The organism is Sphingomonas sp. GC_Shp_5 (assembly GCF_026540855.1).
Classification (GTDB): Bacteria; Pseudomonadota; Alphaproteobacteria; order Sphingomonadales; family Sphingomonadaceae; genus Sphingomonas.
This window is the reverse complement of sequence record NZ_JALNUP010000021.1, coordinates 25210-49587: the sequence shown is the minus strand read 5'-3', so window position 1 is coordinate 49587 and position 24378 is coordinate 25210. Positions and strand designations below refer to the sequence as shown.

Sequence of the window (24378 nt, the reverse complement as noted above, 5' to 3'; positions counted from 1 at the left end):
CTTGTAAGCGAGGGCCGCGACGGGCCGCCATCACGAGGATGCTTACGAAACGATCAGGTGATGACACCTCGTAGCACAGCGCGGCGTACGGGGCCACTGTCGCGGACAGCCCCGCTACCGACCCGATCAGGCAGCCATCTGGCGGATCGCGCTGGCCACAGCGATCCGGGTATAGGGCTTGGCAAAAAATAGACTGCCGGAGGGAAGCTCGCCGGCGCCTGGCTTGGCCCGGCCTGACGTGAGGATAATCCGCACCGGCGGCCAGCGATCGCGCACGCACGCGGCAAGCTTCATCCCGTCCATCGATCCGGGCATGTCAATGTCGCTGAAGATCACGCGGACGTCTGCACGGCGCTCGAGAATGGCCACTGCCTCATCGGCGTTGCGCGCTTCGATCGCGGTGAACCCTTCGGTGGTGACCAGTTCGATCGCCGCCATCAGCAACAGGGGCTGGTCTTCTACCACCAGCACTGCGGATACCGGCGTGATCGGGCGCACCGCCGACGGTCCCGGGTAGATGGACTGACCCATGGTACTCTCCTGTCACGCCGATCGCGCCGGCATTCACTTGAACCACGTTATTAACCTAAGATAATGCATGGACGCGCGATCGGTTCCGGCATTGGTCGAGACAGCTCCTTCTCCCATCCTGGCAATCGTCGCCCACGCACCGTCGCGATCCGTTCAGGAACCGCCAAGCAAGATCCTGCGTATGCTCGCTCAGCCCGACTCATCGGGCGGTAAAGGACGTGAACCATGCTCAACCGCCTGCTCGCCGCCGGCCTGGCCGCCGCCACCCTCGCCACCGCCATGCCCGCCGCCGCGCAGAGCGGCGCCGACGAGGCCCGTTTCCGCCAGGCGCAGCAGCGCTTCGACCGCGAATATCAGATCTACCGCGACGAGACCGATCGCTACCTCGCCGCGCGCGGCAATCGGGGCGGCTACAACCCCGGCCCCGGCGGCTACCGCGAGGCGCCCGAGCGCTATGATGATGGCGGCGGCGATGAGCGCGATGAGAATGGCTATGATCCGGCGCGCTTCTATCGCTCGGGCCCGAACTATCAGGAGCGCACGCTCAGCGCCGATGATCGCGTCTACGCCGGCAACGACGGTCGCTATTATTGCAAGCGCAACGACGGCACCACCGGGCTGATCGTCGGCGGCGCCGCAGGTGGTATCCTCGGCAACGTCATCGACGGCGGCCATTCGCGCGTCGTCGGCACGCTGCTCGGCGGCGCGGTCGGCGCGCTCGCCGGCAAGTCGATCGATCAGAACAACAGCCAGGTACGCTGCCGCTGATAAAAGCGAGCGGCTGCCGGGGTGATCCGGCAGCCGCTCCGTTCATGCTTTGCAGGTTCTTGTTGCCGCGAGCGTTGAGGCTCGGGTGACCGTCAGCCGCGCTCGATCGCCATCAGCGTGACGCCGGCATATTTCTCCGCCTCTGGCTCGAACAACGCGCTCGGCGTGAACGGCTTGGCGCCAAGCCGCGGTTCGCCGAGGCCGTCGACCTTGAACGTGCCGAGCTTTTCCTCGCGCGGTGGCTTGCCGTCACGCTCCACCGTGGTGGCGTCGATATAAATCTCGCCGTGGCGGGTGTAGATGATGTGCGGGGCAAGGGTCACCGCGCCCCGATTGTACGTCGCCGTCACGGTCATCTGGCGGACAATCGCTTCGAACATGGTCGGCACCGGGCCGGTAGGCGCCTGCTGGTCGGCGTCACTGGGCTGCTTCATCGTCATGGGTCTAGCCGCTTCTGCTGCAATGCAGCAAGACCGCATTCGGCAACGCAGCGTTCACTGCGCAATATTGGGACAACCCACCCTTCGGAATGGATGCCATCATGGATGAAGCCGCGCTGATCGCCCATCTGGGTTTGATACCCCATCCCGAGGGCGGTTTCTACCGCGAGACGTTCCGCCAGCCTGCCGCGGATGGCGGCCGGTCGCTGGCCACTGCGATCCTGTTCCTGCTGCCGGCGGGGGGCCGATCGCACTGGCATCGCGTGGACGCCGCCGAATTGTGGATGTGGCATGCCGGCGCGCCGCTTGCGCTGCTGATCGACGGGACGGAGCTGGTGCTCGGCGGCAACGTGCTTGCGGGCGAGCAGCCCCAGGCGCTGGTCCCCGCCCACGCCTGGCAGGCCGCCGAGGCGCGGGCGGGATGGGTGCTGGTCAGCTGCGTCGTCTCGCCCGGCTTCGACTTCGCCGGCTTCGAGCTCGCGCCGCCCGGTTGGTCGCCGTTAGTGCCAGAAGATCAGCAGCAGGATGATGATCGGCAGCGGGATACCGATCAGCCACAATAGAATGCCCTTGCCCATCACGAACTCCTCTCTTCACATGTCCCGGACCAGCAGAACCGGGGAAGAGAGGATTTCGTTCCGCTAGCGCAACGCCCGTTCAGCGCGTTGGCGTCGCCGGGCCGAGCAGCTTCTGCGCGAAATAGGTCATCTGCAGCGCCTGCAGGCGCGCCCCCTGCTCGATGTCGGCATCGCCCGAATGGCCGCCCGCGGTGTCCTCGTAGAACAGATAGGGCAGCCCATATTCCTTGAGCCGCGCCGCGAACTTGCGGGCATGCTGGGGCCCGACGCGATCGTCCTTGGTGGTGGTCCAGATATAGGGCTCGGGGTAGGCGACGCCCTTTTTGATGTTCTGATAGGGCGAGATCGTCTCGAGGAACGCCTTCTCGTCCGGGTTCGCCACCGAGCCATATTCGTCGACCCACGAGGCGCCGGCGGCGATCTGCTCGTAGCGGATCATGTCGAGCAGCGGCACCTGGATGGTCACCGCCTTCCACAGATCGGGATGCTGGTTGAACTCGACGCCCATCAGCAGCCCGCCGTTGGAGCCGCCATAGATGCCGAGCTTGGCCGGGCTGGTCGGCTGCCGGGCGATCAGGTCCTTGGCGACGCTAGCGAAATCGTCGTAGATCACCTGGCGCTTGGTCTTGCGGCCGGCGTCATGCCACGCCGGGCCAAACTCGCCGCCGCCGCGGATGTTGGCGAGCACATAGGAGCCGCCGCGCTCCAGCCACAGCTTGCCGGTGACGCCCGAATAGCTCGGCAGCATCGGCAGCTCGAACCCGCCATAAGCGGTCATGATCGTCGGCGTGGTGCCGTCGAGCGGGATGCCCTGCTTGTGGACGACGAAATAAGGCACCTTGGTGCCGTCGGTCGAGGTCGCCTCATGCTGTTCGACCACCAGTCCGGTAGCATCGAACTTCGCCGGCAGCGTCTTCACCGGCCGCGCTGCCGTGGCCGCCGCCGCATCGAGCGGCAGCAGCGTCGTGGGCGTGAGGAAGCCGGTGACGGTCAGATAGCCATGGTCGCTCTTGTCGTCGGCGCTGGCGACGCCGAGCGAGGCATTGTCGGGCAGCGCGATCGGCTTTGCGCTCCAGCCACCCATGCCATGGGTATAGACCGAGGCGCGGCCACGGACATTGTCGTTATAGATCAGCACCACATGGTTGCGGGTGGCGACCACCTCGTCGACCGACTGGCGCGGCGTCGGCGCGAACAGGATGGTGGGGTTGAGCCGGCCCGCCTCGACATCGGCGAGCGGCACCGAGGCGATCGCGCCCGCGGGCACGCTGCCCCAGGGATCGCTGGTCTGGAACAGCACCTGGCCATCGACCATGCCGGCAGGAAAGGTCCGCGCCGGCAGGTCGAGCTTGCGCGTGCCCGCCGGGGTCCAGATGTAGGTCTCGCCGCCGAAGAAGGTGGTGCGGCGCATGATGGTCACCAGCCGATGGCCCTGGCCGTCGGTGATCACGCCCGCATAGGTGCCGAGCTGATCGGTCGGCTGGCCGCGATACACCTCGGTCGCTGCTTCGAGCGGCGCGCCGCGCTTCACCGTCTTGACCACGAACGGATAGCTTGACGCCGTCATCGTCCCCGCGCCCCAGTCGCGGCTGACCAGCAGCGTATCCTTGTCGAGCCATTCGGCGCCCTGCTTCGACTTGGGCAGGGTGAAGCCGCCGGCGACGAACTGGCCCGCGGCGAGATCGAACTCGCGATAGGTGACCGCGTCCTCGCCGCCTTCGGACAGCGCCACCAGGCACAAGCGCTCCTCGGGCTCGAGGCAGGTCGCACCCTTCCATACCCACTTCTTGCCCTCGGCCTTGCTCAACGCATCGAGATCGAGCGTCGTCGTCCAGTGCGGCGCGGGCGCGGCGTAATCGGCCTCGCTGGTCCAGCGCCAGATGCCCTGCGGGTGATCGGCGTCGCGCCAGAAATTGTAGATCCGGCCGAACATCTGCGCCGGCATCGGGATGCGATCCTTGGCCGCGGCGATCGCCAGCGCTTCCTTGTAGAAGGTGGCATAGCGCGGGTCGTTCTGCAGCCGCGGCAGCGTCTTGGCGTTCTCCGCCTCCACCCACGCCAGCGGCTTGGCGCCATCCTTGTCTTCGAGCCAGATATAGGGATCATTGGTCATCGCGCCTCTCTGCGCGAGCGCGGGCGCCGCCGCAAGCACCGCGGCCATCGTACCCATCCACCAGTTGCGCATGTCGTCCCCTTGTTGATCAGCGGCCGGGTTGTTGCCCTCGCCGCCTGCCCCTATCGGCTCTGCGCCCGAGTGTGCGGGACGCCCCCGGCCGGAACAAGCCCGAACCGCAGGATTTTTGAGCTGCCATGACCGACGGCCTTCCCCTTCCCCGCCGCTATCTCGCGATCGGCGCGATCTCCGCCGGCACCGCGCTGGTGATCATCGACGGCGGCGTCGCCACTGTCGCGCTGCCGACGATCGCGCGCGACCTCCATGTCGGCAGCAGCGCGGTGGTCGCGGTGGTGACGGTCTATCAGCTGATCCTGGCGATGATGATCCTGCCCTTCGCCGGGCTCGGCGACAAGTTCGGGCTGAAGCGCACCTACCAGTTCGGGCAGATGGTGTTCACCATCGCGACCATCCTGTGCTTCTTCGCCAAGAGCCTGCCGTTCCTGCTGGTCGTCCGCGCCGCCCAGGCGCTCGGCGCGGCGGCGGCGCTCAGCGTGTCCTCGGCGCTGATCCGATCGATCTACCCGGCCAAGCAGCTCGGCCGCGGCCTGGGCATCAACTCGGTGGTGGTGTCGAGCTCGGCCGCCCTCGCGCCGACGATCGGCGGCCTGGTCCTCGCGATCGCGCCATGGCCGTGGGTGTTCGCGAGCGCGGTACCGTTCGCGTTGCTCAGCCTAGCGCTCGGCCGCGCGCTGCCCGATCCGCAGCCGCATGACGAGCCGTTCGACGTGCTCGGCGCGGTGATGTGCGCGGCGATGATCGGGCTGGTGATCTCGGGTGCGGAAAGCGGCGTCCATGGCGACAGCCCGATCGTCTCGGCGGCAATCGTGCTCACCGGCGTCGTCATCGGCTGGTTCTTCGTCCGCCGCGAGCGCGGCGAGGCCAAGCCGATCCTGCCGATCGACCTTCTCGCCAAGCCGGTGATCGCGCTATCGGCGATCGGCGCCTATACAGCCTTTACCGCATCGATGACGCTGCTGCTGTCGACGCCGTTCCGCCTCCAGCACGGCTATGGCTTCTCCGCCGCCGAGGTCGGCGCCGCGATCGCGCCCTGGCCGCTCACCAACATGATCGTCGCGCCGCTCTCGGGGTGGCTGTCCGACCGCGTGCCTGCCGGGCTGCTCGGCGGCATCGGCATGGCGATCTCGATCGTGGCCTTGTCGTTGATCGCGTTGCTGCCGGCAGACCCGAGCTATTTCGACATCGCCTGGCGGATGGCCTTGTGCGGATCGGGCTTCGGGCTGTTCCTGCCGCCCAACGCACGCCTGATCATCGGCTCGGCCCCGCGCGAGCGCGCCGCCGCCGCGGGCGGGTTGGTCGGCACGGTACGGCTGGTGGGCCAGACCACCGGCGCGACGCTGGTCGCGGCGCTGCTCGCGCTCGGCATCGGTGCCGGCACCACCCCGCCGCTGGTCGCCGCCGGGCTCGCGCTGGTCGCCGGCCTGTGCAGCATCGCCCGGCTGCGCCCTTCGATCCGCAACCCGACGCTCGCCGAGACGCGCAACGACGTGCCAGTGATGCGCCACACGCGATAGCGGCCCTCCTTCGTCATCCTGAACTCGTTTCAGGATCCATAACCATCGCGCGCTGCAAGCCTGCGGTCAGTGTAGGCCATGAATGCTGAAACAAGTTCAGCATGACGAGGGGCTAGAACACCGCCCTCGCCGTCGGCTCACCCATCATCTGCTGGCGCAGCAGCGGGATCGGCGGGCCACCATAGCTCAGCAGCTGGTCGTGGAACGCCTTCCATGCCTTGCGGCCGCCGCGGGTGGCGGTCCAGTCGTCGCGCAGCTTGCGGATCATCAGCTTGCCCATCGTGTAGTTGAGATAGGCCGGATCATAGGTGCCGCGCGCGGCCTGCTGGCGGGAATTGCCCTCGTCCTGATAGCATTGCTCACGGAACATGGTCAGGCTCTGCGCCTGGGTCATGCCTCGCGCATGCATGCCGATCGCCGAGAGGAAGCGGCAGTCGCGCAGCAGCGCATTCGAGATCTGGCCGACATGGGTTTCGGCGTCGCCCTGGTTGAGCCCCGCCTCCCACATCGTCTCCTCCATGTAATGCGCCCAGCCCTCGGCAAACGCGTAGCCGACGAACAATCGCCCGAATAACGACGGCGAGCGGTTGGCGTGGAGGAACTGGACGAAATGCCCTGGCATCACCTCGTGGACCGAGGTGAACAGCAGGTCCGCCTTGCCCGGCACGAACGCATCGCGCGTCTTCTTGTCCCAGGCGGGATCGGGCGGCGAGATGTAATAGACCGAGGGGATGCCCTTATCGAACGGTCCCGGCGGGTCGATGTAGGCGGAGTTCTGTCGGTTGTAGGGCGGACTCTCCTCCACCTTGGCTTCCTCGGTGCCGGGGATAGAGACCAGATCGTGCTCGACCACGAACTTGCGCAGCATCGGGATCTGCCGCCGCGCCTCCGCGACCGGCCCGTCCGGTGCCTTGTTCGCCCCCATCTTGTCGATGCACGCCGGGATCGTCTGGCCCTTGGCGAAGATCGCGCAGGCCGCCGCCAGCGCATCCTGGTTGCGCTTGAGATCGGCGCGACCCGCCGCCTCGAGCTGGTCGAGCGGCGTGTCGACGCCCTCGGTGGCGAGAATCATTCGCTGGAAGCGATCGGCACCGAGCGCGAAATTGTCGGTCGCCGTGCCCTGCTGGCTCTTCACCCAGCCCGCCAGCTCCTTCATCGACGCGCTCGCCTTAGTCGCCGCGTCGGTCAGCTGCGCCTGCAGCGTCGGGTCCTTTACGTCCGCGAACGCCTTCTTGGCATCGCCCACATAGTAATCGGCGAAGCCCTGGAAGCCCGAAACGCCATAATCGACGAACGAGCGCGGCATCGGCGTCTTGAGGTTGGCACGGATGTTCTGCGCCGCCGCCGGCACTCGCTGCAGGAAGGCGATCAGTGCCTTCATCCGCGTCGGCGCATCGGCATAAGGCCGCGCGATATAGACATTGGGGTCGAGCCCGCCGCCGACATAATAAGCCGGGTTGGTGTGCGGCTGGTCGGCATCCTCCAGCCAGAACAGTTTTCCTTCGGCGACCTTGATCAGATAATCGCGTTCGAACTTGTCCTGCGGGCTCAGCCCGTTATCGCCGAACGCCTTGGCGCGGTCGATCGCCTGGTGAAGATAGTCGCTCTGCCGCTTGAGTCCCGCGGCGCTCCAGTCCGGCAGCTGGCCGTCAAAATCGTGGCGGCCCTGGTAGACGGCGTTGGCCGGATCGATCTTGAACCAGCCCTCGATGAAGCCGTTGCGGAACTGGGCCCAGTTCGCCGCCGCGGTGGCCGCCGGGCTCGGTGCCGCCACAACCTGGTTGGTCGGCGCCGCCGCCTCGCGCGAACATCCCGCGAGCGCCCCCGCCCCGGCCATTGCCAGCGCCACCATCGAAACCGCCACCGTTGCGCGCATCCGTCTCTCCTCGTTCGCCGTACATGCTGCCAGAGACGCAATTCGAGCACCAGCCCGCATCCGGCGGGAACGTCCACAACGGCGCCTTGTTTAACCTCGAGCAATCCACTGGAGAGACCCGATGCCCTACGTAAAGACCCGCGATGGAACGGATATCTACGTCAAGGACTGGGGCAGCGGCCGCCCGGTGATCCTGCTGCACGGCTGGCCGCTCAACGCCGACAGCTGGGACGCGCAGGCCGTAGCGCTCGCCGAGGCCGGCTTCCGCGCGATCGCCTATGACCGCCGTGGCTTCGGCCGCTCGGGCCAGCCGTGGAGCGGCTATGACTATGACACGCTGTCGGACGATCTCGCCGACGTGATGAAGGAAACCGGCGCCGACCAGGACGCCACCATCGTCGGCTTCTCGATGGGCGGCGGCGAGGTCGCGCGCTACATGAGCCGCCACAATGGCCAGGGCGTGATCGCCGCCGGCCTGATCTCGTCGGTCGTGCCCTATATGCTCAAGACCGATGACAATCCCGACGGCACGCCGCAATCGACGTTCGACCAGATCATCGCGGGCATCAAGGCGGACCGGCCCAACTTCTTCCGCCAGACCTTCGTTCCGCAATTCTACGGCGTCGGCTACATCACCAGCCCGGTCAGCGACGATATGGTCGCTTATTCCACCGCGCTCGCGCTTCAGGCGGGGCTCAAGCCGACCCTCGCCTGCGCCCAGGCGTTCAGCCACACCGATTTCCGCCCCGATCTCGCCGCCTTCCGGGTGCCGACGCTGATCGTCCACGGCACCGGCGACAAGACGGTGCCGATCGACGCCTCGGGCCGCGCCGCCGCCAAGGGCATCGCGAACAGCCAGCTGGTGGAATATGACGGCGCGCCCCACGGCCTCAACGTCACCGAGAGCGATCGCCTCACCAACGACCTGCTGACCTTCCTCGGCAAGTAAGCCCTGACAGGCGGCGACCTCCCCAAGAGCGTCGCCGCCTCCCCCTTACCATTCCAGCGAACGCTGCGATCTCGTGCGGCGGCGGGTAAGATGATGCTCGCCCAGAGCCGCGGAGATGCTGTCCCCGCGGAGGGCGTCCTTCACATCAACGGTGACAGGGCCGCGGCCGCCGCAGGCGAACCCTCTCCGCGCCTCTGCGCGACCTCACTCAGCGTCGCGCCAACCGACTATTTGAGCGGCACGATCACCTCATCCGGATGGACGACGTTGAGCTCCTTGCGCGTCATCTCGTCCACCATGTCCGGATTGGCGTGATCGGGGTCGAGCAACGCCACCCGGTTCTTGATCACCTCGCGGCGATGGTCGAGCACCGCATAGTCGCGCTCGCGCTTGGCCAGTTGCCGCTTGTAATCGCCATAAGCGAGAATGCCGTTGGGCCCCAGCACGGCATAGGTGCCAAACACCGCGATCAGCGTGAAGCCGATCGCGGGCCAGGCGGCCCGCTTCATGGTCCTGCGAAAGGCCGATGTTTTCACGCGCGCCATCATTCACTCTCCGTGTCGGGCGATCAAGCCTTCAGAACGCTCCGGCCGGCGTAACGTGCCGAATCGCCCAGTTCTTCCTCGATGCGGATCAGCTGGTTGTACTTGGCGAGCCGGTCCGAGCGGGCAAGGCTGCCGGTCTTGATCTGGCCGCAGTTGGTGGCGACCGCGAGGTCGGCGATGGTCGCATCCTCGGTCTCGCCCGAACGATGGCTCATCACCGCGGTGTACTTGGCGCGCTGCGCCATCGACACCGCTTCCAGCGTCTCGGTGAGCGTGCCGATCTGGTTGACCTTGACCAGCAGCGAATTGGCATAGCCGCCGTCGATGCCGCGCTTGAGGCGCTTGGGGTTGGTCACGAACAGATCGTCGCCGACCAGCTGAACCTTGTCGCCGACCAGATCGGTCAGCGTCTTCCAGCCCGCCCAATCGTCTTCGCCCATGCCGTCTTCGATCGAGAAGATCGGGTAGCGGCGGGTGAGGTCGGCGAGATATTCGGCCATCTCGTCGCTCGAGAGGATCTTGCCCTCGCCCGAGATATTGTAGCGGCCGTCCTTGTAGAATTCGGTCGCGGCGCAATCGAGCGCGAGCATCACGTCATCGCCGGGGGTGTAGCCCGCCTTCTCGATGCTGGTCATGATGAAGTCGAGCGCCTCGGTGGTGCTGGCGATGTTCGGCGCGAAGCCGCCTTCGTCGCCAACGCCGGTGGCGAGGCCCTTCTCGGACAGGCCCTTCTTCAGCGTGTGGAAGATCTCCGAGCCGCAGCGCACCGCCTCGACGATGTTGGCGGCGCCGACCGGCATGATCATGAACTCCTGAAAGTCGATCGGGTTGTCGGCATGCTCGCCGCCGTTGATGATGTTCATCATCGGCACCGGCAGCACGTGCGCCGAGACGCCGCCGACATATTTGTACAGCGGCATGCCGCGCGCCTCGGCGGCCGCCTTGGCGGCGGCGAGGCTGACGCCGAGGATCGCGTTGGCGCCGAGACGGCCCTTGTTCTCGGTGCCGTCGAGCTCGATCATCGCCTGGTCGAGATCGGCCTGGTCCTCGGCATCCATGCCGAGCACCGTGTCGGTGATCTCGTCGTTGACCGCCTCGACCGCCTCGTCGACGCCCTTGCCGCCCCAGCGGCTCTTGTCGCCGTCGCGGCGCTCCACCGCCTCGTGCGCGCCGGTCGAGGCGCCCGACGGCACGGCGGCGCGGCCGAAGCTGCCGTCCTCGAGCAATACGTCGACTTCCACCGTCGGGTTGCCCCGGCTGTCGAGGATCTGGCGGGCATGGATGTCGATGATTGCGGTCACGTAACGAAGCTCCTAGGTCAGGCCATATCTCGCCGCGCCTCTACCGCGCTGTCCCGCCGCGGGCAATCGCCGCGCCGATGGAACCGGTGTTCGTGACGCGGGGTTGAAGCGACGAACAATCGAAAGGGCGCAAACCATGGCCGACGACAACGCAACCCCGATGACCTACGGCGACATTACCCCGCCGCCCGCCACCACCGAGTTCGAGCCCGCCGCGCCGCTCAAGGACACCGGCGTTGAGTTCGATGCCACGGGCAGCTTTGAGACCGAGAACAGCGCCACCGGCAGCAAGGCCGATCAGGCGCGCCAGGCGTTCAAGGACTATTCCGCCAAATATGGCGCGCAAGCCAACGACAAGCTCCGCGCCTTTGCCGACACCGGCAAGGACAAGGCGAGCGGCGCGCTCGACCAGCTCTCGCAGCTGCTCACCGACGCCGCAGGCCAGGTCGATGACAAGCTCGGCGCGCAATATGGCGAATATGCCCGCACCGCGGCGAGCACCGTCTCGGGCTTCGCCGAGCAGGTGAAGGGCAAGGACGTCGACGCGCTGATCGATGAGGCGCGCGGCTACATCCGCAAGAGCCCCGCGGTCGCCGTCGGCATCGCTGCCGCATTGGGCTTCGTGGTCGCCCGCCTCGCCCAGTCCGGCCTCGACGACAACAAGGCCTGATTAGCTTGGCGACCGGGACAATCGAGCAGGCCACCGACGATGAGAGCGTGGCGACGCTGGTCGGACAATTGGTGGAAGACACCCGCGATCTCGCCGCAGCCGAAATCGCGCTGTACAAGGCCAAGTTCGCTGAACGTGCCGGCGCCTATAAGAGCGCGATCCTGTTCTTCGCCGTCGCCGGGGTGCTGGCGCTGGCGGCGTTGATCGCGTTGCTGGTCGGCCTCATCCTCAGTCTCGCGACGCTGATCGGCCCCGGCTTCGCGACCGCCGCGGTGGTGGTGACGGTGCTGGTGATCGCCGCGGTGCTCGGCATCATCGGCAAGGGCCGGCTCGCCCCTGCCCGGCGGGAGACGGTGTGATGGCCAACCTCTCGCCCGATCCGGTCGCGCGGCTGGTCGATGCCGAGCTTGAGGCCGCGGTAGCCCGCCAGCGTCTGTCCGCGACGCTCGCCCGGCTGCAGGTCAAGCTCAACCCCAAGACGCTCGCCCGCCAGGCGATGGTCGAGGTCACCGACAAGAGCGGCGCTGCCGCCCAGGCCGGGATCGAGACCGCGCGGCGCAACCCCGCCGCGGTCGCCGGCGTGGTCGCGCTTGCCGGCGCGGTGCTTGCCCGGCGCCGGCTCTTCGGCCTGTTCCGTCGCCGTCCCTGATGAAACCGCCAACGGCGCCAGCCGTTGATCCCGTCAATGCTCGCAAAGGACCTTCCATGACCGATACCGATACCGCCAAGGACCGCGAGACCCATGGCCGCCTGCACGATGCCAAGGAGACCGTGACCCACGCCTATGAGGCCACCGTCGAGAAAGCGTCATCCGCGCTCGGCAGCTCCAAGGAGGTCGCCAGCGATGCCGCGCGCCGCACCGTCGAGGGGCTCGAATCGAACCCGCTCGGCATCCTGATCGGCGGCCTCGCCGTCGGTGCCATTGCCGGTGCGCTGATCCCGCGCTCGGCCAAGGAAAAGGAACTGCTCGCACCGCTCGGCCAGCAGATCGGCGAGCGCGCACGCCAGGCGTTCGCCGCCGCCCGCGAAGCCGGCACCGCCGAACTCGACGGCTTCGGCATCAACAAGGATGCCGCGCGCGATCAGGTCAAGACGCTGCTCGGCAATGTCGTCAAGGCCGCGCAGACCGCCGGCGCCGCCGCCGCCAAGACGGCCGCCAGCAAGGCGTGAAGCGAACGGGGAGAGGACGGCGCCGCCCCCCTCTCCCCGGATCGCCGCGCCTGTTCACCCTACCGGTTGAGGGTTGATTCGCGGGGCGCAGAGAGGCCGGGGCCATCCGGCGTGGCACCAGCGATGGTGTCCCGTTACCTTCTGTTGCCACGCCACGCGCAGGGTTCAATATTGCGCCGCAACACGCTAGGGCGGCTGGCGAACCCTTTCAGCCAGGATGTCGCATGAGCAAGCTCCACCTCGTATTCGGCGGTCGCGTCAAGGATCCCCGCACCCTCGACTTCGCTGATCCCTCACAGCTCGAAGTGGTCGGCATCTTCGCCGACTATGGCGATGCCGAAAAGGCGTGGCGTGCCGCGGCGCAGCGCACCGTCGATGACGCCGAGATGAAGTTCGTGGTGGTCCATCTCCACCGCCTGCTCGAACCCGACACGATCGCGCCGCCCGCGGCGTAATCACCGCCCGGCAACGGTCGATCAACGCCGGCTGTTCGCCCCGCGTGTGCGTCGACTGACGCGGCATGAACGGATCAGCCCGAGATCGTCATTCCCCGCCGGGGAAACGCCCCCAACAGAAAAGGCCGGGTTTCCCCGGCCTTTTTCATGTCTACGGCTGTGGCGCGCTGATCAGATGAACTCGATCTTCGACACCACATAATAGCGGTCGCCCGCGGGCACCGCGACCTCGACCTCTTCGTCCACCTTGCGCCCGATCAGCGCGCGGCCGAGCGGCGAATTGTACGAGATCCGGCCGGTCTTGGCGTTCGCCTCGGTCTGGCCGACGATCTGGTAGCGCACCGGCTTGTTGTCGTCGTCGAGCAGCGTCACCGTGGCGCCGAACACCACCTTGTCGCCCGACAGGTCGCGCGGGTCGATGATCTGCGCGCGGGACAATTTGTCCTCGATGTCGCTGATCGTCGCCTCATTCTGGCCCTGCTGCTCCTTGGCAGCATGATATTCGGCGTTTTCCGACAGATCGCCATGAGCACGCGCTTCCTCGATCGCGTCGACGATGTGCGGCCGCTCCTCTTTGAGACGCCGCAAATCCGCAGTGAGCTTCTCATAGCCCTCTTGCAGCATCGGCATCTTTTCGACGGTGGCCATTGTCTCGTCCCCAATAACTCGTTCCCAAGCGGGCCCCGACCAGGGCGCCCGCCCGCACATCACGCGATCATGCCGGGATTAATAGTGCGATTGCGAATAATAAGACTGCAACGGACGCACTTCAAGGGAGCGCGTGCCGATTGCCGCCGCCGCCTGTACCGAGGCCGGCGCGGTGGTGAAGTAAGGGATCTTCTGCGCGAGCGCCGCCTGGCGGATCGGCTTGGAGTCCTTGAGGCTCTGCCATCCCTCGGTGGTGTTGAAGATCAGCCCCACCTCGCCGTCCATGATCCGGTCGAGGATGTGCGGCCGCCCCTGCGCGACCTTGTTGACCCGCTCCACCGACAGCCCGGCGAGCTCGAGGTAATCCGCGGTGCCGCCGGTCGCGAGCACGTGGAAGCCATGCTCGAGCAGCGAGCGCACCGCCGGCACGATGTGCGGCTTGTCGCCATGCTTGACGCTGACGAACGCGGTGCCGCTGGTCGGCAGCACCGTGCCCGCGCCGAGCTGCGACTTGGCAAAGGCGGTGGTGAAATCGGGATCGATCCCCATCACTTCGCCGGTGCTCTTCATCTCGGGTGACAACACCGGATCGGTGCCCGGGAAGCGGTTGAACGGGAACACCGCTTCCTTGACCGCATAATAATCGATGTGGCGGTTGATCGCCGGCAGATCCTTCAGCTTCTCGCCCGCCATCACCCGGCTCGCGATCTTGGCGATCGGCGCGCCGATCGCCTTGGCGACGAACGGCACCGTGCGGCTGGCGCGCGGGTTGACCTCGATCAGATAGACAAGGTCGTCCTTCACCGCGAACTGGATATTCATCAGCCCGACCACCGACAGCGCATGCGCGAGCAGCACCGTCTGCCGCTCGATCTCGGCGATGATCGCGGGGGTGAGCGAATAAGGCGGGATCGAGCAGGCGCTGTCGCCCGAATGGACGCCGGCTTCCTCGATATGCTGGAGCACGCCCGCAACCACCACATCGGTGCCGTCGCAGATCGCGTCCACGTCCACCTCGATCGCGTCGCGCAGATATTGGTCGATCAGCACCGGCGATTCGCCCGATACCTGCACCGCGGTCTGGATGTAGTCGTCGAGCTGCTGGAGCGAGTCGACGATCTCCATCGCCCGGCCACCGAGCACATAGCTCGGCCGCATCAGCACCGGATAGCCGATCCGCTCGGCGGCGGCGACGGCCTCGTCACGGCTGCGCGCGAGGCCATTGGCCGGCTGGCGCAGCTTGAGCTTGTTGATCAGCGCCGCAAACCGCTCGCGGTCCTCGGCGAGATCGATCGCGTCGGGCGAGGTGCCGAGGATCGGGATCCCCGCCTTTTCCAGCGCGCGTGCGAGGTTGAGCGGGGTCTGCCCGCCGAACTGGACGATCACGCCCACCAGCTCGCCGCGCGACTGCTCCACATGGAGGATCTCGAGCACGTCCTCGGCGGTCAGCGGCTCGAAATAAAGCCGGTCCGAGGTGTCATAGTCGGTGCTCACCGTCTCGGGATTGCAGTTGACCATGATCGTCTCATAGCCAGCGTCCGCCAGCGCGAAGCAGGCATGGCAACAGCAATAATCGAACTCGATGCCCTGGCCGATGCGGTTGGGGCCACCGCCGAGGATCACGATCTTGCGCCGGTCGCTCGGCGCCGCCTCGCTCTCAGGCTCGCCGAAGCTCGGCGCCTCGTAGGTCGAGTACATATATGGCGTCTTGGCGTCGAATTCGGCCGCGCAGGTGTCGATCCGCTTGAACACCGGGCGCACGCCGAGCCGATGGCGCAACGCACGCACTTCGTCTTCGGTGACGCCGCCGGTCATCGCCACCACCGCTTCGTGGATCAGCCCGGTGCCGCGGGCGATGCCGCGCGCATTGCCGCGGAGGTTGGCCGAATGCAGCGCCAGGAACGCCAGCCGTTTGTCGCTGAACCCCATCGACTTGAGGCGCCGCATGCCGGCGGCCTCGATCGGCAGGCCCTCGCGGCAGATCTGCGCTTCCGCCTCGACGATCTCCGCGATCCGCTCGAGAAACCAGGGATCGTAGGCGGTCAGCGTCTGCACCTCGGCGACGGTGAAGCCCTCGCGCAACGCCTGGGCCGCGATCAGCAGCCGGTCGGGCGAGCGGATCGCCAGTTCGGCCTCGATCACGTCGCGCGGCGCGCCGGCCAGCCGCTCGACATTGTTGAAGCCGGACAGCCCGGTCTCCAGCCCGCGCAACGCCTTCTGCATCGATTCATGGATGTTGCGGCCGATCGCCATCACCTCGCCGACCGACTTCATCGCGGTGCCGAGCGTCGCCTCGGCGCCCTTGAACTTCTCGAACGCGAAGCGCGGAATCTTGGTAACGACATAGTCGATCGTCGGCTCGAACGACGCCGGCGTCGCGCCGGTGATGTCATTCTCGATCTCGTCGAGCGTATAGCCCACCGCGAGCTTGGCGGCGACCTTGGCGATCGGGAAGCCGGTCGCCTTGGAGGCGAGCGCCGATGACCGCGACACGCGCGGGTTCATCTCGATCACGATCAGCCGGCCGTCCTTCGGATTGACCGCGAACTGGACGTTGGAACCGCCTGTTTCGACGCCGATTTCCCGGAGTACCGCGATCGATGCGTTGCGCATGATCTGATATTCCTTGTCGGTCAGCGTCAGCGCCGGCGCGACGGTGATCGAATCGCCGGTGTGGGTGCCCATCGCATCGACATTCTCGATCGAGCAGATGATGATGCAATTGTCGTGGCGATCGCGCACGACCTCCATCTCATATTCTTTCCAGCCGAGCAGTGATTCCTCGATCAGCACCTCGTTGGTCGGCGACAGGTCTAGCCCCGAGCGGACGATGCCGAGGAATTCCTCGCGATTATAGGCGATGCCGCCGCCCGACCCGCCCATGGTGAAGCTTGGGCGGATGATCGCCGGCAGCCCCACCTTGGCGAGCCCCTCCAGCGCCTCGGCCTCGCTGTGCGCGATCGCCGAGCGCGCGCTTTCCAGCCCGATCTTGTCCATCGCCACCTTGAACTTCTGGCGGTCCTCGGCCTTGTCGATCGCCTCGGCATCGGCGCCGATCATCTGCACGCCATACTTTTCCAGCGTGCCGTCGCGGAACAGCGCCAGCGCGGTGTTGAGCGCGGTCTGCCCGCCCATCGTCGGCAGCACCGCGTCGGGCCGCTCCTTCTCGATGATCTTGGCGACGATCTCGGGCGTGATCGGCTCGACATAGGTCGCGTCGGCGAGCTCGGGATCGGTCATGATCGTCGCCGGGTTCGAATTGACCAGGACGATGCGATAGCCCTCTTCCTTCAGCGCCTTGATCGCCTGCGTGCCCGAATAATCGAACTCGCACGCCTGGCCGATCACGATGGGCCCTGCGCCGATGACGAGGATGGAGGAGATGTCGGTGCGTTTTGGCATTCTCAGCCTTTGTGTCTGGTATGAAGCCCGTCGCCGACGAGCTGGAGTCGGCGCGAACCGGCGCCGTTCAGTTGATCGCGGCCTGGCTGCAGCAACACAGCCGGCCGCCCGCTCACGTCAGCGAACCCACGAACCGCTCGAACAGGTACAGGCTGTCCTGCGGCCCCGGGCTTGCCTCGGGATGATATTGCACGCTGAACGCCGGCCGGTCGGTCAGCTCCAGCCCCGCGTTCGAGCCGTCGAACAGCGACACATGGGTCTCGCGGACGTTGGCGGGCAGGCTGTCGCGTTCCACCGCAAAGCCGTGATTCATGCTGGTGATCTCCACCGCGCCGTCGCTGAGCCGCTTGACCGGGTGGTTGGCGCCGCGATGGCCCTGGAACATCTTGGTGGTGGTCGCGCCCACCGCCAGCCCGAGCAACTGGTGGCCCAGGCAGATGCCAAACAGCGGCTTGCCCGTCTCGAGCAGCTGCCGGATCACCGGCACCGCATAGTCGCCGGTCGCGGCGGGATCGCCAGGGCCGTTGGAAAGAAAGATGCCGTCCGGCGCGAGCGCCATCACCTGGTCGAACGTCGCGTCCGCCGGTAGCACCGTAACCTTCGCGCCCGCCTCAACAAGGTTGCGGAAGATATTGAATTTGCTGCCATAATCGATCGCGACGACATGCGGCCGCGGGGCGTCGTTTGCGTGACCTTTGTGAAGATAGCCATGGCCGAGCTTCCAGGCCCCGCCCTCGCGCGCCTCGCCCCAGGCATAGTGGGTCGCGGTCGACACCTCCTTGGCGAGGTCCATGCCCTCCAGCCCCGGCCAGCCGCGCGCCAGCTTGAGCAGCAGGTCGAGGTCGAAGTCGCCGCTCGCCGAGTGCGCGATAACGCCGTTGGGTGCGCCGCCGCTGCGGATCCGGCGGGTCAGCGCGCGGGTATCGATCCCGGCAAGGCCGATCCGGTCATGGCGCTTCATCCAGCCGTCGAGCCGCTCGACGGCGCGGAAGTTGGATGGCGCGGTGACGTCCTCGCGGACGATCATGCCCAGCGCATGCGGTGCATCGGCCTCGATGTCGTCGGGGTTGGCGCCGACATTGCCGATGTGCGGGAAGGTGAAGGTGATGATCTGCCCGGCAAAGGACGGATCGGTCATGATCTCCTGATAGCCGGTCATCGCGGTGTGGAAGCACACCTCGCCCACCGCCTGCCCCTCGGCGCCGAAGCCGCGGCCCCAGGCGATCTCGCCACTGGCGAGGACGAGCACGCCGGTCGCGCCATCTGGCCTGGCGGACGCAGCAGGCGCGGCAGAGGGTTTGGCGTCGGCCATGGCTTGGCGGGCACTCCTGTGTTGGTTCGCGATGTCGCTAAGTGGCGCCCGCTAGACCCCGCGCCGGCCGAGGTCAACCGGTTCACGGGGAGGCGTTGTTCCGCTAGGGTCACCCGCTTTACCGCTGAGGCTTCGAGAGACACCCATGATTCGCGACGACATCAAGGCCGCGCAGGTCACCGCCATGAAGGCCGGCGACAAGGAAGCGCGCGCCGCCATCAGCCTGATCCAGGCCGCCATCAAGAACCGCGACATCGAGCTGCGCACCGGCACCGCGCCGGCCGACGACGATGCGGTGGTGGTCGAGGTGCTGCAGAAGATGGTCAAGCAGCGCCGCGAGTCGATCGCCATGTACGAGACCGGCGGCCGCCAGGAACTCGCCGACGCCGAGAAGGCCGAGGTCGCGGTGATCGAGCGCTTCCTGCCGGCGCAGATGAGCGAGGCGGAGACGACCGCGGCGATCGAGGCGATCAAGGCCGAGCTCGGCGCCAGCGGGATGAAGGACATGGGCCGGGTGATGGCCGAGCTGAAGGCGCGGCATGCGGCGAGCCTGGACATGTCCAAAGCAAGCGGGCTGGTGAAGGCGGCGCTGGCGTAACCCGCCGGGCGCGCGTATCGATCGGGCTCGAAGCGGCGGCGGGCCCGGATTGGCACCTCCCGATCGTACGGCGCGCAGTCGAGAAGGCAGGCACCCAACCATGAGCCTCTCCCCCCAATTCCTCGATGAACTGCGCGCCCGCACCTCGCTGTCGGCGCTGGTCGGCAAGACCACCAAGCTGCAGAAGGCGGGCCGCGAGATGCGCGGCTGCTGCCCGTTCCACAACGAGAAGACGCCCTCCTTCTACGTCAACGACGACAAGGGCTTCTACCATTGCTTCGGCTGTTCGGCGCATGGCGACGCGATCCGCTGGATGACCGACCAGCGCGGCCTGCCGTTTATCGACGCCGTCAAGGAACTCGCTCAAGCGGCCGGGCTCGACATGCCCGCGCAGGACCATCAGTCCGCGCGCAAAGCCGAGCGCGCCAAGGGCCTGCACGAGGCGATGGCCGAGGCCGCCGCGTGGTTCACCGAGCAGCTCGGCGGGCTCGGCGGCAACGATGCCCGCGCCGCGCTGGCGAAGCGCGGCATCACGCCCGAGACCGCGCGCACCTTCGGCATGGGCTTTGCGCCGGACAGCCGCGGCAAGCTCAAGGCCGCGCTGAAGGACTATGGCGACCCGATGCTGGTCGAGACCGGCATGCTGATCCAGGTCGAGGGTAAGGAGCCCTATGACCGGTTCCGCGGCCGGCTGATGATCCCGATCCGCGATCCGCGCGGCCGGGTGATCGCGTTCGGCGGCCGGATCATCGGGGAGGGCGAGCCCAAGTATCTCAACTCGCCCGAGACGCCGTTGTTCGACAAGGGCCGCACCCTCTACAATCTCGATCGCGCCGCGCCGGCCAGCCGCAAGTCTGGCCGGGTGCTGGTGGTCGAGGGCTATATGGACGTGATCGCGCTCGCCCAGGCGGGGATCGCCGAGGCGGTCGCCCCGCTCGGCACCGCGCTCACCGAAGGGCAGCTCGAGCGCTTGTGGCGGATGGTCGACGTGCCGATCCTCTGCCTCGACGGCGACAGCGCCGGGCAGAAGGCCGCGCTGCGCGCCGCTCACCGCGCGCTGCCGATGCTCGGCGGCGGGCGCAGCCTTGCCTTCGTCACCCTGCCCGACGGCCAGGATCCGGATGATCTGGTCCGCGCCGGCGGCGCACCAGCGATGGAAGCCCTGCTCCGGCAGCCCCAGCCTCTGGTCGATCGCCTGTGGCAGAGCGAACTCGCCGCCGGCCCGCTCGACACGCCCGAGCAGCGGGCCGGGCTCAAACAGCGCCTCCAGGAGCTTGCCGCGACCATTGTCGATGCGTCGGTCCGCAAGGAGTATGAGAACGACTTCCGCAACCGCGTCTACGAGCATTTCGCGCCCAAGCGCCGCGCCTTTACACCCTCCCCGCCCCGCCCTCAGGGCAAGCGCGACATCAAAGGCCAGTGGAAGCAGCCGCACGCCCCGGCGACCGAGGACGCCAAGGCCGTCCGTGCCGCCGGGATCGATCGCGTGCTCGCCAAGGCGGTGCTCGCCGGGCTGATCCGCCACCCGGTCGAGATCGCGCGCCACATGGAGGTGCTCGGCAGCCTCAAGCTGATCGATGGTGCGCTCGGCAGGCTCTACGAGGCGGTGGTCGATCTGGCGCTGGAGGAGCAGGCGCTTGATAGCGGCCGCCTGATTACCATATTGGCGTTATCCGGTTTCGATTCAGTCGCGAGCGACCTGCTGAGAGCCGATACGATGCCCTATTCGTTCACGCAGAATGCCGGTGATCCGGCCAGAGCCAGAGCCGACCTCGACGAAGCGATCGCCATCATGGTGGCGCGCCCGGAAGTCGATTTGGCGCTTGCCGAGGCAACCAGCGCCATGCAGGCGCATTTCACTGACGAGGCGTTTGAACGGCAAGTGGCATTGGTGAGAGAGAAACAGGCGTTGGAGCTTCGGCTTGCAAATCTCGTGCAGGCGAACGAAGACGCCCGGGCGTTTGGATCCGAGGGCAATTGATGGCGAAATCGAACATGGCGGCTGAAGCTCCCGACACGGCTGAGACGGGCGATGCGCCGCTGATCGACATGAACGATGCGTCGGTCAAGAAGCTGATCGCGCGCGCCAAGAAGCGCGGCTACATCACCTACGACCAGCTCAACGAGGCGCTGCCGCAGGACCAGATGTCGTCCGACCAGCTCGAGGACGTGATGGCGGCGCTCAACGAGATGGGCGTCAACATCGTCGAGAACGACGAGGCAGGCGACGACGGCGAGACCGACGACGCGCAGGATGACGAGGTCGAGACCCCGGATGCCGAGACGGACACCGGCAGCGCGCCCGCGCTTGACACCAAGAAGAAAGAGACGATCGACCGTACCGATGATCCGGTGCGGATGTACCTGCGCGAGATGGGCGCGGTCGAGCTGCTCAGCCGCGAGGGCGAGATCGCCATCGCCAAGCGGATCGAGGCCGGTCGCGACACGATGATTCTCGGCCTGTGCGAGTCGCCGATCACCTTCAACGCGATCATCGACTGGTCGACCGCGCTCAACGAAGGCACGATGCAGCTGCGCGAGATCCTCGATCTCGATGCGATGCTCTCCAAGGGCCCGACCGCCGAGCAGGTCGAGGGCGCCGAGGAAGACGATAACGGCGAGATCTCCGAGAAGGCCGCCGGCCCGTCGTTCAAGGAAGAGGAAGAGCCCGAGGAGGCCTCCGCCGACGAGGATGAGGAAGGCGGCGAGCGCCGCGCGCCGCGACCGGCCGATGACGAGGAAGAGGACAACACCCTCAGCCTCGCGCAGATGGAAGAGACGCTCAAGCCGCAGGCTCTGGAGCGATTCGCCAACATCACCGCGCTCTACAAGAAGTTCAGCAAGGTCCAGCAGGCCCGGCTCGACGCGATGGCTGCCGGTGGCGAGCTGTCGGCTGCCGAGGAACGCAAGTACCAGAAGCTGCGCGAGGAGCTCACCGCCGAGGTGGAGAGCGTGCAGTTCCACAACGCCAAGATCGAGTTCCTGGTCGACCAGCTCTATGCCTATAACCGGCGCCTGACGACGCTGGGCGGGCAGATGCTGCGCCTCGCCGAGCGGCACAAGGTCGCGCGCAAGGACTTCCTCGATCGCTACGTCGGCCATGAGACCGACGAGAACTGGCTGAGCTCGATCGGCAAGCTCGACAAGAAGTGGACGGCGTTCGCGACCAACGAGGGCGAGGCGGTGGACCGCATTCGTGCCGAGATCGCCGACATCGCCCAGCAGACCGGCATGGCGCTCACCGAGTTCCGCCGCATCGTCAACACGGTGCAGAAGGCCGAGCGCGAGGCGCGTATCGCCAAGAAGGAGATGGTCGAGGCCAACCTCCGCCTGGTGATCTCGATCGCCAAGAAGTACACCAACCGCGGGCTGCAGTTCCTGGATCTCATCCAGGAGGGCAACATCGGCCTGATGAAGGCGGTGGACAAGTTCGAGTATCGCCGGGGCTACAAGTTCTCCACCTATGCGACCTGGTGGATCCGCCAGGCGATCACCCGCTCGATCGCCGACCAGGCGCGGACGATCCGCATTCCGGTCCACATGATTGAGACGATCAACAAGCTGGTCCGCACCAGCCGCCAGTTCCTCCACGAGCAGGGCCGCGAGCCTACTCCGGAGGAGATGGCCGAGCGCCTGAGCATGCCGCTCGAAAAGGTGCGCAAGGTGATGAAGATCGCCAAGGAGCCGATCAGCCTTGAGACGCCGATCGGCGACGAGGAAGATTCGCACCTCGGCGACTTCATCGAGGACAAGAATGCGGTGATCCCGGTCGATGCCGCGATCCAGGCCAACCTCAAGGAAACGGTTACCCGCGTCCTTGCCAGCCTCACTCCGCGTGAGGAGCGCGTGCTGCGCATGCGCTTCGGCATCGGCATGAACACCGATCACACGCTTGAAGAGGTCGGCCAGCAGTTCTCGGTGACGCGCGAGCGCATTCGCCAGATCGAGGCCAAGGCGCTGCGGAAGCTCAAACATCCGAGCCGCAGCCGCAAGATGCGCAGCTTCCTGGATCAGTAAGCGAGCATCGACCAGATCAGAAAGGGCCGCCGAGCATCAGCCCGGCGGCCCTTTTTGTGCTTGGCGTGGACCAATTTCGTGGCCGACCAGCGCGTCACGGCCGCCCGCTCAGTCGCCGAGTTGCCCGAACGGCAGCAGCCTGGCCGCCAGCTTCTTGGTCGCTGCCGCATCGCCGCCGTTAAGCGACGCCAGCACGGCGGCCGACGCCCGGCGCATCGCCCGGTCGAACGCGGTCGGCGTGCTCGCCCGCGCTGCCATCTCGGCGAGCGCGCGCCCACGCTGATCGCTTGGATCCTGCTCGAGCCGCAGCAGCGCGGCGACTCCTGCGCAGGACGCACGATCACCACCCAGCGCCACCGCACGGTCCAGCGCCGCCAGCCCGACCGCCTTCTGCGCGCCGAGCGCCGCACGGCCCATCAGGCTGCCGAGCTTGAACACCGCCCCCATATGCCAGGCGCCGAGCCCGAGCTGCGGCTCGGCATCTCGGGGCGAACGGCTGGCGAGCGCCTCGAACAGCTTGCGGGCGGCAATCGCATCGGCGCGGCTGCCGCTGAGCTTGGCCTCATAGCCCTTGGCGGTGGCCTGCATCAGCAGCGCCTCGTGATCGGTAGGCGACCGTGCCAGCGCCGCCGCGGCAAGCCGCTGGGCGGTCAGCACGCCCTGCATGGCCGCCTGCTTGGTCGCGGAGCCAAACGAGGCCTGGGTGAGCACGTCGCGCGCGGACAGGCTACCGGTCTGCGCAGCGGCAGGCACCGACGTTCCCGCCAGCGCACAGCAGGCCGCGGCTGCCGCCATCGGATAACTCCACGCGCCCATCGCTCGCCGCATCTCGCCTCTCTTTTCCACTGTTATCAGCATCATAACGGCGCAGCTGCCGCAACGATCCTCCACAGGAGGCCAAGAGGTAGCACGGTGGAGCGGGTTGGCCAGCCGTCGAACCAAGAAAAAAGGCGCGGCAGCCGAAGCCACCGCGCCCTGTTTTCTTGTGCAACCCACCGGCGGTCAGCCGCCGCGGTGGATCACTCCGCGGCCGTGCCCTTGGCCGGGCGGACGTCGCGGCGCTCGGCGATACGCGCCGACTTGCCGGTGCGGCCACGCAGATAATAGAGCTTGGCGCGACGCACCGCGCCCTTGCGGACCACCTCGATCGAATCGACGTTGGGCGAATAGAGCGGGAAGACGCGCTCGACGCCCTCGCCGAAGCTCATCTTGCGCACGGTGAAGCTCGAGCCCATGCCGCGGTTCGAGCGCGCGATGCACACGCCCTCATAGTTCTGCACGCGGGTGCGCTCGCCTTCGACGACCTTGACGCCGACCTTGAGCGTATCGCCGGGGCGGAACTCGGGAATCGACTTGGTCTCGTGGAACTTGGCAATCTGCTCGGCTTCGAGCGTCTGGATGAGGTTCATC

The 24378-nt window shown here is 66.9% G+C and carries 23 protein-coding genes; 12 read left to right on the top strand and 11 right to left on the bottom strand.

The annotated features are described in order from the left end of the window. Positions 1-126: 126 nt before the first annotated feature. The gene (locus OXR60_RS15465) at positions 127-531 is read right to left on the bottom strand and encodes a response regulator (protein ID WP_267396834.1); all 405 of its coding nucleotides are present in this window, start codon (positions 529-531) and stop codon (positions 127-129) included. 225 nt (positions 532-756) lie between these two features. Between OXR60_RS15465 and OXR60_RS15460 the strand changes: the two genes are divergently transcribed. Further along, positions 757-1299, top strand: coding sequence for a glycine zipper 2TM domain-containing protein (locus OXR60_RS15460; protein WP_267396833.1), 543 nt, complete (start codon positions 757-759; stop codon positions 1297-1299). A gap of 92 nt (positions 1300-1391) precedes the next feature. Here OXR60_RS15460 and OXR60_RS15455 read toward each other — a convergent pair whose 3' ends face one another. Continuing rightward, positions 1392-1733 carry a hypothetical protein gene (locus tag OXR60_RS15455; RefSeq protein ID WP_267396832.1) on the bottom strand — a complete coding sequence of 114 codons (342 nt, stop codon included), beginning with the start codon at positions 1731-1733 and terminating at the stop codon, positions 1392-1394. A 107-nt stretch (positions 1734-1840) separates the two neighbouring features. Here OXR60_RS15455 and OXR60_RS15450 point away from each other — a divergent pair, with 107 nt between their 5' ends. Continuing rightward, a complete protein-coding gene (locus OXR60_RS15450) occupies positions 1841-2302 on the top strand; it encodes a cupin domain-containing protein (RefSeq protein WP_267396831.1) in 462 nt (153 codons plus the stop codon). A 94-nt stretch (positions 2303-2396) separates the two neighbouring features. Here OXR60_RS15450 and OXR60_RS15445 read toward each other — a convergent pair whose 3' ends face one another. Continuing rightward, positions 2397-4478: a prolyl oligopeptidase family serine peptidase gene (locus tag OXR60_RS15445; protein WP_267396855.1), complete on the bottom strand. Its 2082-nt coding sequence runs from the start codon at positions 4476-4478 to the stop codon at positions 2397-2399. Between the two features lie 149 nt (positions 4479-4627). Here OXR60_RS15445 and OXR60_RS15440 point away from each other — a divergent pair, with 149 nt between their 5' ends. Then, the gene (locus OXR60_RS15440) at positions 4628-6025 is read left to right on the top strand and encodes an MFS transporter (protein ID WP_267396830.1); all 1398 of its coding nucleotides are present in this window, start codon (positions 4628-4630) and stop codon (positions 6023-6025) included. A gap of 112 nt (positions 6026-6137) precedes the next feature. Here the strand turns inward: OXR60_RS15440 and OXR60_RS15435 are convergent, their stop codons facing one another. Further along, the gene (locus OXR60_RS15435) at positions 6138-7901 is read right to left on the bottom strand and encodes a DUF885 domain-containing protein (protein ID WP_267396829.1); all 1764 of its coding nucleotides are present in this window, start codon (positions 7899-7901) and stop codon (positions 6138-6140) included. A gap of 121 nt (positions 7902-8022) precedes the next feature. Between OXR60_RS15435 and OXR60_RS15430 the strand changes: the two genes are divergently transcribed. Beyond that, the gene (locus tag OXR60_RS15430; protein ID WP_267396828.1) at positions 8023-8850 is read left to right on the top strand and encodes an alpha/beta hydrolase; all 828 of its coding nucleotides are present in this window, start codon (positions 8023-8025) and stop codon (positions 8848-8850) included. A gap of 227 nt (positions 8851-9077) precedes the next feature. On the opposite strand, the gene OXR60_RS15425 is transcribed toward OXR60_RS15430, so the two are convergent. Next, the gene (locus tag OXR60_RS15425; RefSeq protein WP_267396827.1) at positions 9078-9359 is read right to left on the bottom strand and encodes a septum formation initiator family protein; all 282 of its coding nucleotides are present in this window, start codon (positions 9357-9359) and stop codon (positions 9078-9080) included. Between the two features lie 59 nt (positions 9360-9418). Next, the gene (gene eno / locus OXR60_RS15420) at positions 9419-10696 is read right to left on the bottom strand and encodes a phosphopyruvate hydratase (RefSeq protein WP_267396826.1); all 1278 of its coding nucleotides are present in this window, start codon (positions 10694-10696) and stop codon (positions 9419-9421) included. Positions 10697-10832: 136 nt separating this feature from the next. On the opposite strand from eno, the gene OXR60_RS15415 reads away from it, so the two are divergent. The 5 genes from OXR60_RS15415 (at position 10833) to OXR60_RS15395 (ending at position 12991) form a co-directional block, all read left to right on the top strand. After that, a complete protein-coding gene (locus tag OXR60_RS15415; RefSeq protein ID WP_267396825.1) occupies positions 10833-11366 on the top strand; it encodes a hypothetical protein in 534 nt (177 codons plus the stop codon). A 5-nt stretch (positions 11367-11371) separates the two neighbouring features. Continuing rightward, on the top strand, positions 11372-11725 hold the full coding sequence (locus OXR60_RS15410; protein ID WP_267396824.1) for a phage holin family protein: 354 nt from the start codon (positions 11372-11374) through the stop codon (positions 11723-11725). Next, positions 11725-12015 carry a DUF3618 domain-containing protein gene (locus OXR60_RS15405; RefSeq protein WP_267396823.1) on the top strand — a complete coding sequence of 97 codons (291 nt, stop codon included), beginning with the start codon at positions 11725-11727 and terminating at the stop codon, positions 12013-12015. The genes OXR60_RS15410 and OXR60_RS15405 overlap by 1 nt, the downstream gene beginning before the upstream one ends. A 56-nt stretch (positions 12016-12071) precedes the next feature. Beyond that, positions 12072-12536 carry a hypothetical protein gene (locus OXR60_RS15400; RefSeq protein ID WP_267396822.1) on the top strand — a complete coding sequence of 155 codons (465 nt, stop codon included), beginning with the start codon at positions 12072-12074 and terminating at the stop codon, positions 12534-12536. Between the two features lie 224 nt (positions 12537-12760). Next, complete coding sequence (locus OXR60_RS15395) at positions 12761-12991, top strand: DUF4170 domain-containing protein (RefSeq protein WP_267396821.1); 231 nt, start codon at positions 12761-12763, stop codon at positions 12989-12991. Between the two features lie 171 nt (positions 12992-13162). On the opposite strand, the gene greA is transcribed toward OXR60_RS15395, so the two are convergent. The 3 genes from greA to carA all read right to left on the bottom strand — a co-directional run bounded on the left by greA (position 13163) and on the right by carA (position 18353). Further along, positions 13163-13639 (bottom strand): transcription elongation factor GreA, encoded by a 477-nt coding sequence (gene greA / locus OXR60_RS15390; RefSeq protein WP_267396820.1) that lies wholly within the window; start codon positions 13637-13639, stop codon positions 13163-13165. Positions 13640-13717: 78 nt separating this feature from the next. After that, positions 13718-17041: a carbamoyl-phosphate synthase large subunit gene (gene carB / locus OXR60_RS15385; RefSeq protein ID WP_267396819.1), complete on the bottom strand. Its 3324-nt coding sequence runs from the start codon at positions 17039-17041 to the stop codon at positions 13718-13720. A 112-nt stretch (positions 17042-17153) separates the two neighbouring features. Beyond that, positions 17154-18353: a glutamine-hydrolyzing carbamoyl-phosphate synthase small subunit gene (gene carA, locus OXR60_RS15380; protein ID WP_267396818.1), complete on the bottom strand. Its 1200-nt coding sequence runs from the start codon at positions 18351-18353 to the stop codon at positions 17154-17156. Positions 18354-18498: 145 nt separating this feature from the next. Between carA and OXR60_RS15375 the strand changes: the two genes are divergently transcribed. The 3 genes from OXR60_RS15375 to rpoD all read left to right on the top strand — a co-directional run bounded on the left by OXR60_RS15375 (position 18499) and on the right by rpoD (position 22968). Then, a complete protein-coding gene (locus tag OXR60_RS15375) occupies positions 18499-18951 on the top strand; it encodes a GatB/YqeY domain-containing protein (RefSeq protein ID WP_267396817.1) in 453 nt (150 codons plus the stop codon). A gap of 100 nt (positions 18952-19051) precedes the next feature. Further along, a complete protein-coding gene (gene dnaG, locus OXR60_RS15370) occupies positions 19052-20932 on the top strand; it encodes a DNA primase (RefSeq protein WP_267396816.1) in 1881 nt (626 codons plus the stop codon). Beyond that, positions 20932-22968: an RNA polymerase sigma factor RpoD gene (gene rpoD / locus OXR60_RS15365; RefSeq protein ID WP_267396815.1), complete on the top strand. Its 2037-nt coding sequence runs from the start codon at positions 20932-20934 to the stop codon at positions 22966-22968. Before dnaG ends, rpoD begins: the two co-directional genes overlap by 1 nt. 108 nt (positions 22969-23076) lie before the next feature. Here the strand turns inward: rpoD and OXR60_RS15360 are convergent, their stop codons facing one another. Both OXR60_RS15360 and rplS read right to left on the bottom strand, forming a co-directional pair. After that, positions 23077-23763, bottom strand: a complete 687-nt coding sequence (locus OXR60_RS15360) for a hypothetical protein (RefSeq protein WP_267396814.1) — start codon at positions 23761-23763, stop codon at positions 23077-23079. 224 nt (positions 23764-23987) lie between these two features. After that, positions 23988-24377, bottom strand: coding sequence for a 50S ribosomal protein L19 (gene rplS / locus OXR60_RS15355; RefSeq protein WP_267396813.1), 390 nt, complete (start codon positions 24375-24377; stop codon positions 23988-23990). Position 24378 lies beyond the last annotated feature (1 nt).

Coding starts and splice junctions, on each gene's coding strand:
- OXR60_RS15465 (WP_267396834.1), bottom strand. CDS start 531: ATGGGTCAGTCCATCTACCCGGGACCGTCGGCGGTGCGCCCGATCACG.
- OXR60_RS15460 (WP_267396833.1), top strand. CDS start 757: ATGCTCAACCGCCTGCTCGCCGCCGGCCTGGCCGCCGCCACCCTCGCC.
- OXR60_RS15455 (WP_267396832.1), bottom strand. CDS start 1,733: ATGAAGCAGCCCAGTGACGCCGACCAGCAGGCGCCTACCGGCCCGGTG.
- OXR60_RS15450 (WP_267396831.1), top strand. CDS start 1,841: ATGGATGAAGCCGCGCTGATCGCCCATCTGGGTTTGATACCCCATCCC.
- OXR60_RS15445 (WP_267396855.1), bottom strand. CDS start 4,478: ATGGCCGCGGTGCTTGCGGCGGCGCCCGCGCTCGCGCAGAGAGGCGCG.
- OXR60_RS15440 (WP_267396830.1), top strand. CDS start 4,628: ATGACCGACGGCCTTCCCCTTCCCCGCCGCTATCTCGCGATCGGCGCG.
- OXR60_RS15435 (WP_267396829.1), bottom strand. CDS start 7,901: ATGCGCGCAACGGTGGCGGTTTCGATGGTGGCGCTGGCAATGGCCGGG.
- OXR60_RS15430 (WP_267396828.1), top strand. CDS start 8,023: ATGCCCTACGTAAAGACCCGCGATGGAACGGATATCTACGTCAAGGAC.
- OXR60_RS15425 (WP_267396827.1), bottom strand. CDS start 9,359: ATGAAGCGGGCCGCCTGGCCCGCGATCGGCTTCACGCTGATCGCGGTG.
- OXR60_RS15415 (WP_267396825.1), top strand. CDS start 10,833: ATGGCCGACGACAACGCAACCCCGATGACCTACGGCGACATTACCCCG.
- OXR60_RS15405 (WP_267396823.1), top strand. CDS start 11,725: ATGGCCAACCTCTCGCCCGATCCGGTCGCGCGGCTGGTCGATGCCGAG.
- OXR60_RS15400 (WP_267396822.1), top strand. CDS start 12,072: ATGACCGATACCGATACCGCCAAGGACCGCGAGACCCATGGCCGCCTG.
- OXR60_RS15395 (WP_267396821.1), top strand. CDS start 12,761: ATGAGCAAGCTCCACCTCGTATTCGGCGGTCGCGTCAAGGATCCCCGC.
- greA (WP_267396820.1), bottom strand. CDS start 13,639: ATGGCCACCGTCGAAAAGATGCCGATGCTGCAAGAGGGCTATGAGAAG.
- carB (WP_267396819.1), bottom strand. CDS start 17,041: ATGCCAAAACGCACCGACATCTCCTCCATCCTCGTCATCGGCGCAGGG.
- carA (WP_267396818.1), bottom strand. CDS start 18,353: ATGGCCGACGCCAAACCCTCTGCCGCGCCTGCTGCGTCCGCCAGGCCA.
- OXR60_RS15375 (WP_267396817.1), top strand. CDS start 18,499: ATGATTCGCGACGACATCAAGGCCGCGCAGGTCACCGCCATGAAGGCC.
- dnaG (WP_267396816.1), top strand. CDS start 19,052: ATGAGCCTCTCCCCCCAATTCCTCGATGAACTGCGCGCCCGCACCTCG.
- rpoD (WP_267396815.1), top strand. CDS start 20,932: ATGGCGAAATCGAACATGGCGGCTGAAGCTCCCGACACGGCTGAGACG.
- OXR60_RS15360 (WP_267396814.1), bottom strand. CDS start 23,763: ATGGCGGCAGCCGCGGCCTGCTGTGCGCTGGCGGGAACGTCGGTGCCT.
- rplS (WP_267396813.1), bottom strand. CDS start 24,377: ATGAACCTCATCCAGACGCTCGAAGCCGAGCAGATTGCCAAGTTCCAC.